At 60.3% G+C, this 7882-nt stretch carries 8 protein-coding genes and 1 tRNA gene; 2 read left to right on the plus strand and 7 right to left on the minus strand.

Annotated features, from left to right (window positions below; translation table 11 throughout):
• The 5 genes from ACTG4J_RS13570 to pdxH form a co-directional block, all read right to left on the minus strand.
• Positions 1-2495, minus strand: a 2495-nt coding sequence (locus ACTG4J_RS13570) for an adenosylcobalamin-dependent ribonucleoside-diphosphate reductase (RefSeq protein WP_439140279.1), incomplete at its 3' end; no start/stop codon positions are given.
• Between the two features lie 572 nt (positions 2496-3067).
• Positions 3068-3144: transfer RNA gene (locus tag ACTG4J_RS13575), tRNA-Pro, on the minus strand.
• Positions 3145-3192: 48 nt separating this feature from the next.
• A complete protein-coding gene (locus ACTG4J_RS13580) occupies positions 3193-3675 on the minus strand; it encodes a DUF192 domain-containing protein (RefSeq protein WP_439140280.1) in 483 nt (160 codons plus the stop codon).
• Positions 3676-3686: 11 nt separating this feature from the next.
• A complete protein-coding gene (locus ACTG4J_RS13585) occupies positions 3687-4196 on the minus strand; it encodes a cold-shock protein (RefSeq protein ID WP_439140281.1) in 510 nt (169 codons plus the stop codon).
• Positions 4197-4363: 167 nt separating this feature from the next.
• Entirely contained in the window at positions 4364-4984 is a 621-nt protein-coding gene (gene pdxH / locus ACTG4J_RS13590) for a pyridoxamine 5'-phosphate oxidase (RefSeq protein WP_439140282.1), read from the minus strand.
• Positions 4985-5129: 145 nt separating this feature from the next.
• Here pdxH and fabI point away from each other — a divergent pair, with 145 nt between their 5' ends.
• Together fabI and gpt are read left to right on the plus strand one after the other, a co-directional pair.
• Positions 5130-5942 (plus strand): enoyl-ACP reductase FabI, encoded by an 813-nt coding sequence (fabI, locus tag ACTG4J_RS13595; protein WP_439140283.1) that lies wholly within the window; start codon positions 5130-5132, stop codon positions 5940-5942.
• Positions 5943-5945: 3 nt separating this feature from the next.
• Entirely contained in the window at positions 5946-6467 is a 522-nt protein-coding gene (gene gpt / locus ACTG4J_RS13600) for a xanthine phosphoribosyltransferase (protein WP_439140284.1), read from the plus strand.
• Positions 6468-6484: 17 nt separating this feature from the next.
• Here the strand turns inward: gpt and aroB are convergent, their stop codons facing one another.
• The gene (aroB, locus tag ACTG4J_RS13605) at positions 6485-7597 is read right to left on the minus strand and encodes a 3-dehydroquinate synthase (protein WP_439140285.1); all 1113 of its coding nucleotides are present in this window, start codon (positions 7595-7597) and stop codon (positions 6485-6487) included.
• Positions 7594-7882: shikimate kinase (locus ACTG4J_RS13610; protein WP_439140286.1), on the minus strand; the 289-nt coding region annotated here is incomplete at its 5' end. The genes ACTG4J_RS13610 and aroB, both read right to left, overlap by 4 nt.

The raw sequence follows: 7882 nt of genomic DNA on the forward strand, positions 1-7882 counted from the left end.
CCCTCAAGCGTCATGGTCCCGCAGACATGGTCATTGGCGGCGTCGATATCGGCTTTGCTGAAGCCCAAATGACGCAGCATTTCAAAGGTGGGATCATTCAGCTTTTCGGCGGGAATGCCCAAGGTCTTGGTGCAGAAATCCGCCCCCAGCGTCCACTGGTTGAAGACGAAGCGGATATCAAAGGCCGAAGGCAGCGCCGCTTCGATCTTTTCGATCTCGGCGGGGCCGAACCCATGGCCGATCAGCGCGGTATGGTTGATGCCGGGCGCTTGACCCAGCGTGCCATGGCCGACGGCATAGGCGATGATCTCTTCGATCTCGTGGCTGGCGTAACCCAAGGTTTCAAGCGCGCCAGGCACCGACTGGTTGATGATCTTGAAATAGCCGCCACCAGCGAGCTTCTTGAACTTCACCAATGCGAAATCGGGTTCGATCCCGGTGGTGTCGCAATCCATGACAAGGCCGATGGTGCCGGTGGGCGCAATCACTGTGGATTGCGCGTTGCGGTAGCCATGCGCCTCGCCCAAGCTCAGCGCCTCGTCCCATGCTTGGCGTGCCAGCGCGACAAGGTGCTGATCGGGGCAGTTGCCATGATCGAGCGGCACGGGCGCGACGTTCAGCTGCTCGTAGCCCTCGGTCATGCCATGCGCGGCGGCGCGGTGATTGCGCATCACCCGCAGCATATGCTCGCGGTTGCGCTCGAAGCCTGCGAAGGGGCCGAGTTCCGAGGCGATCTCGGCCGAGGTGGCATAGGCCACGCCGGTCATGACCGCGGTCAGCGCGCCACACATCGCGCGCCCCTCGTCGCTGTCATAGCCAAGGCCCATGTTCATCAAGAGCCCGCCGATATTGGCATAGCCCAGACCCAGCGTGCGGAAATCATAGCTTTGCTGCGCGATCTCCTTGGAGGGGAACTGCGCCATCATCACGCTGATTTCCAGCGTCAGCGTCCAAAGGCGGCAGGCATGCATATAGCCTTCGGCGTCGAACTGCCCGTCCTTGTAGAAGGTCAACAGGTTCATCGAGGCAAGGTTGCAGGCCGTGTCGTCAAGGAACATGTACTCCGAGCAAGGGTTCGATCCACGGATCGCGCCATCCTCGGGGCAGGTGTGCCATGCGTTGACCGTGTCGTGGAACTGGATGCCCGGATCGGCGCAGGCCCATGCGGCATGCCCCACCTTTTCCCACAGATCGCGCGCTTTGATCGTCTTGGAGACCTTGCCGCCGACGCGGTTCATCAGCGACCATTCGCCATCGGTCTCGACCGCCTTGAGGAAGGCATCGGTGACGCGGATCGAATTGTTGGAGTTCTGGCCCGAAACGCTGGAATAGGCCTCGCTATCCCAATCGGTGTCATAAGTCGGAAATTCGATCGCGGTGTAGCCTTGGCGTGCATAATCCAGCACGCGCTTGATGTAGGTTTCCGGGATCGACGCGGATTTGGCCGCACGGATCGCTTTTTTCAGCGTGTCGTTCTTGGTGGGCTCGACGGCATCGTCGATCGCACCGTCCCAGCCACCGATCGCGGCGAAGATCGCGTTGAGCATCTTCTCATGCGTCTTGGAGCCGGCGACAAGGCTGGCGACCTTTTGTTCCTCGATCACCTTCCAGTCGATGAAGGCCTCGATATCGGGGTGATCGGCATCGACGATGACCATCTTTGCCGCGCGGCGCGTGGTGCCGCCCGATTTGATCGCGCCAGCCGCGCGGTCACCGATCTTGAGAAAGCCCATCAGCCCCGAGGATTTGCCACCGCCCGAGAGCTTTTCGCCCGCGCCGCGCAGATGGCTGAAATTGGTGCCGGTGCCAGAGCCGTACTTGAACAGGCGCGCCTCACGCACCCAGAGGTCCATGATGCCGCCCTCATTGACCAGATCGTCGGCGACGGACTGGATGAAGCAGGCGTGCGGCTGCGGATGCTCATAGCTGGAGGTCGACTTGGTCAGCTTGCCGGTCTTGTAGTCGACATAATAGTGGCCCTGTGCCGGACCATCGATGCCATAGGCCCAATGCAAGCCGGTGTTGAACCATTGCGGGCTGTTGGGGGCCGCCATCTGGCGCGCCAGCATCAGTTGCATCTCTTCGAAATAGGCGCGCGCGTCGGATTCGGTGGTGAAATAGCCACCCTTCCAGCCCCAATAGGCCCAAGCGCCCGCCAGACGCCGGAACACCTGCCGCGCCGAGGTCTCGCCGCCCATGCGGGCATCTTCGGGCAATGCGGCCAGTGCTTCCTCATCGGCCACCTGCCGCCAAAGGAATTCGGGAACACCCTTTTCCTTGACCGGCTTGAGCCGTGCAGGCACGCCTGCCTTGCGGAAGTACTTCTGTGCGATCACATCGGATGCGACCTGGCTCCAGCCAGTGGGCACTTCGACATTGTCCAATTTGAACACGACTGTTCCGTCGGGGTTCCGGATCTCTGAGGTGGTGGTGGTGAATTCGAGATCGGCATAAACATCCGCGCCGGCTTTGGTAAATCTGCGTTCAATTTTCATCTGGCTGCCTCTTCTAGCACTTTGTTCCCATCAGCATGGTCCGACCGCGACGTTGCGCGCTGACCGCATCGGAGATCGACAAGACAAACCTGCACGCGGCGAGCCCTTCGGCCTTCCGATGCCCGACCCGCTTACCCGGGTCTGCGCTAACGTGCTGGGGTGTCTCCCCGTCCCCGCCGAGAACCACCATATCTAGTGTTGGCTTGTCTCGACCCACACAACCTGACGTAGGTCGACCTATCGGGTCAATCACTTTTTTGTAAGTCGCAGGCGGAAAAATTGGTTGAAAAACGCCCATAAAATTTCTCGCCCCCGCCACATTCCGATTCCCCTCCAGCACCGCAAAAACGTGGGAGGGTGAAGAACGGCATTGTTCATTGAGGTTTAGGGCGATTCATTGAACCGACGCTTGAAGCCTTTCCACAGGCGCCCCGCGGGTCGTGCGCGGGACGGATCGTGGCAAAACGGCGGCACAAGATCTTGTGGAGAAACCGCGCGAGGGCAAAGCGCATGGCAATATGATGTTGCGGGCGGGGCGCCCGCTACAACATCTAGTAGAAATTTTCGGAAAGTGGTCGGGGCGGCGAGAATCGAACTCACGACCTTCTGTACCCAAAACAGACGCGCTACCAGGCTGCGCTACGCCCCGACTGGCACCCCTTTAAAGCGCGCGCGCCGACTTGGAAAGCCCCGCCGATCAGGGGGCACCACATGGCCATGCGGCGATATTCTGCATCATCGCGGAATGGCGCATCACATCGCCCGCAGTGATCCCGAAACTCTCGGCCAAACCACCGTTGATCTCGAGCACATATTGTATGCCATCGCCGCCGGGAATCGGCGTCCGATCAAAGGGGACAGCCTCGGCATGGACGCGCTGAATGGTGCCCGTGGCATCGGCAAAGATCATGTCCAGCGGGATCGGCGTGTTTTCCATCCAGAAGCTGACGCTTTCGGGCCGTTCATAGACGAACAACATGCCCGACATCTGCGGCATCTGGCGCACGAACATCAACCCTTGCGCGCGCTCGGCGGGCGTATCGGCAAGTTCGATCCGAAACCGCACCGTGCCGAAGTCACCCCTGATCTCGACCTGATCGGCGCGACAGGCCCAAGCCTGTTGGGCCGTGCCGGCAAACACCATCAGCGCGGTCGCCGCGCCCAGAACAAACGGGCGCATGCGCACCTCCGTCAGACGTAATCCCAGCTGCGTACCTCGGCGGCCATATTGCCGCGCGGTCCTGCGACGACTTTCATCGCCACGGCCTCACCCGGAAGGAGATCGGCCAACCCACAACGGCGCAGCACCTCGGCATGCACGAACACATCCTCAGGATTACCAAAGACATTGGCAAAACCAAAGCCTTTTGCTTTGTCGAACCACTTGACCCGCGCAGGCACAAAGGCCACGCCCGGCGCCAGATCCTCGGTGGTGTCGTAATCTTCGCCATCGGGGCCTGCGGCGGCTGAGATCGCCAAGACCTCGCTGGCCTGCACCCCGCGCGGTGTCACCTGAACCCGTACCGTGATGCGGGCCTCTTCTGCGACCGATCCTTGCCCGAAATTGCGCAGCACATTGGCGTGCAACAAAATATCGGGGCCGGGATCGTCGGATACGATAAATCCGAAACCCTTGCCCACATCGAACCACTTCACGCGCCCCTCGACGACGAGTGGCTCTTCCAATATTTCATCCGCCATACTGGCCTATCCCGTAACTTGCCCATAATGGGCGGTGTCCCTCTGGTAACGTTTTGGTTACCAAAATCCGCGGACACAAGTTAAAAATTACGCATTATACCAATGTTTTGCATTTTCACGCATCGTGAAATCGCGAAAATGTCAACATTTACAAGGTAAATGCGCCCTCAGGGATTTAGACGCTGAATCTGCCATTCAGCCGAAGGCGTCGGTCGTGACCAGCGAAACCGATCATGCAGCCGAAAGGCCCCATCGGCCCAGAATTCGATCTCGAGCGGCGCGATCCGAAAACCGCCCCAAAAGGGTGGGCGCGGCGGGTTGGTGCCATATTGCGCGGTTATGCGCGCCACATCGGCCAAAAGGCTGGCACGGCTATCAAGCGGTTGCGACTGCTTCGAGGCCCAAGCGCCCAATCGGCTCTTGAGCGAACGCGAGGCGAAATATTCATCCGCCGCTGGCCCATCTTCGCGGGCGACCAAACCGCGCACCCGCATCTGGCGGCGTTGCGTCTTGGAATGCAGCACAAAGGCCGCCTTGCCCGCCGCCACGATCTCGGCCCCCTTCACACTGCCGTAATTGGTGTAGAAGACGAACGCGCCCTGCCCCGCGCCCTGCTGCTCGATCTGCTTCAACAGCACCATGCGCACATTCGGCAGACCATCGGCATCGACGGTCGCCAAGGCAATGGCGTTGGGGTCATTGGGTTCGGTCCCTTCGGCCGCTGACAACCATTCCTGCGCGATGAGAAAGGGATCATGACCGGCGAAAATACCCGTGCGCTCGCTCATCGATGCCATCCTTTTCTGACCATGTCCGTGTCCCACGCTCATCAGCTAGCGCCCTGCACCCCTGACAGCAAGTCCGCCTCTCTTGAAGCATGGGAGGTGATGGCTTACCAGAACTGCATGGCACGATTGGCATATGGGGACGATAATGGGTTTGATGACAGGCAAGCGCGGGCTCATCATGGGGCTGGCAAATGACAAATCCATCGCATGGGGCATTGCGAAAGCCGTTGCCGCCGAAGGGGCGGAATTGGCCTTTTCCTATCAGGGCGACGCACTTCTCAAGCGTGTACAGCCCTTGGCGCAAAGCGTCGGCTCAAGCTTGATGATCCCGTGCGATGTCGGCGACGAAGCATCGCTCGACGCGCTCTTCGCGCAATTGCAGGCCGAGTGGGGCAGCCTTGACTTTGTGGTCCACGCGATCGGCTTTTCCGACAAGAACGAGCTGCGCGGTCGCTATGTCGAAACCTCGCCCGCCAATTTCGCCATGACGATGAACATCTCGGTCTATTCTTTCACCGCCGTCTGCCAGCGCGCCGAAAAAATGATGCCCAATGGCGGCAGCCTGCTGACGCTGACCTATTACGGCGCCGAAAAGGTCATGCCGCATTACAACGTCATGGGCGTGGCCAAGGCTGCGCTGGAAGCGTCGGTGATGTATCTGGCCGAGGATCTGGGCCGCGACGGCATCCGCGTGAACGCGATCTCGGCGGGTACGATCAAGACGCTGGCGGCCTCGGGCATCGGTGATTTCCGCTACATCTTGAAGTGGAACGAATATAACTCTCCCCTGCGCCGCACAGTGACGCAGGATGAGGTCGGCCAATCTGCGCTCTACCTTTTGTCGGATATGTCGAGCGCGGTGACAGGCGAGGTCTTGCATGTCGATGCGGGCTATCATGTGATCGGCATGAAGAACCCCGATGCCCCCGATCTCAGCCTTGATAAAAAGGAAGACTAAGCCATGATCACGCCGCTGCCGCATGAAAAAGGTTTTCACGTTTCCTGGGATCAGCTTCATCGCGATGCACGCGCCTTGGCATGGCGGCTCGACAAGCGCGGCCCCGGGGCCGATGGCGCATGGCGTGCCGTGGTGGCGATCACGCGCGGTGGCATGGCCCCCGCGATGATCGTGGCGCGAGAACTCGATATCCGCACCGTCGACACGATCAGCGTGAAATCCTACCACGCAGGTGGCGGCAAGGCCGACAAGCAGCGCGAGGCGGAGGTGCTCAAAAGCCCCGACAACACCATCATGGACGATGGCGAGGGCGTGCTGATCGTCGATGATCTGGTCGACACGGGCAAAACGCTGGAATTGGTCCGTCAGCTATACCCAAAGGCGCATTTTGCAACGGTCTACGCAAAACCCATGGGCGAGCCGATGGTCGACACCTTCATCACCGGGGTGAGCCAAGATACCTGGATCTTCTTCCCTTGGGACATGGCGCTGCAATACGTCGAACCCTATCGCGGCAAGGATTGAGCCATGCCGCGCACGCGTCAACGCTGACCCAATGCCTCGCTCAAGATACCGCGAACGGCATCCACCGGCACATCTGCGCTGACGAAAGCCTGACCGATGCCGCGCGCAAGGATGAAGCGGAGCTGACCGTCCAGCACCTTCTTGTCTTGTGCCATCAATGACAACAGCCCATCGGTATTCGGCAAATCACCCGAAATATCAGATAGATCGCGCATCATCTTCATCTCGGCCAGATGCGCGCGAACCCGGCTTGGCTCTTCTTGCGGACAAATGCCAAGCCGCGCCGACAATGCAAAAGCCAGCGCACAGCCGATTGCGACACCTTCGCCGTGCAGCAAGCGATCGGAATACCCGGTTGCCGCTTCCAGCGCATGGCCGAAAGTATGCCCGAGGTTGAGAAGCGCGCGGTCGCCCTGTTCGGTCTCGTCACGCACCACGATATCGGCCTTCATCTGCACCGAACGCCGCACCGCCTCGGCACGTAGGGGCGCATCACCAGCCGCAAGCGCGGGGCCATGACGCTCCAACCAGTCGAAAAACGCCGCATCCCCCAAGAGCCCGTATTTGACCACCTCGCCATAGCCCGCCAGAAAATCGCGCGGGGCCAAGGTGGCCAGCACATCGATATCTGCCAAGACAAGGCTGGGTTGATGAAATGCACCCACAAGGTTCTTGCCATGTGCCGTGTTGATGCCGGTCTTGCCGCCGACCGAGCTATCGACTTGCGCCAAAAGCGAGGTCGGCACCTGAACAAAGCGAACACCGCGCCGCAAGATGGCGGCAGCAAAGCCGACAAGATCGCCGATCACCCCACCGCCGAGGGCAACCACGATATCGCGCCGTTCGACCTTTTCGGCCAATAGCCATTCCACGGTCTGCGTCAGAAAGGGCCAGCTTTTCGTGGCCTCACCGGGCGGAAGGATCAGCGCCTCGCTTGCGATCCCGGATTGCCGCAGCCCATCTTGAAACGCATTGAGGTGCAGCCCGGCCACATTGGTCTCGGTCACGATCCACAGCTTTGGCCGCCGCAGCAGGGGGGCGATCTCGGCGCTCGCGGCACCGATCAACCCCGCACCGATGCAGACATCATAAGCACGCTCACCAAGCGCCACATGCACCTTTTCAATCATGTCTGATATTCCTCTATCGCGCCGGCTTTGGTGAGGGCGACAAAGACATGCTCTGTCGTCTCTTCCACCGACCATTCCGGTGCGACCGCCACCTGGTAGGGGGCCAGCGCATAGATCGGTGCGCGTTGTTCATAAAGCGCGGCCAAGCTGGCGCGCGGATCGGCAGTGCGCAGCAAGGGCCGGGTATTCTTGTGACGCACCCTTTGCCATAACAGCTCCAGATCCGCCTGGAGCCACAGCACAACGGCATTTTCCGTCAACAAGGCGCGATTGGCCTGAGACATC

Source organism: Roseicyclus sp. (assembly GCF_965662675.1).
Classification (GTDB): domain Bacteria; phylum Pseudomonadota; class Alphaproteobacteria; order Rhodobacterales; family Rhodobacteraceae; genus Roseicyclus.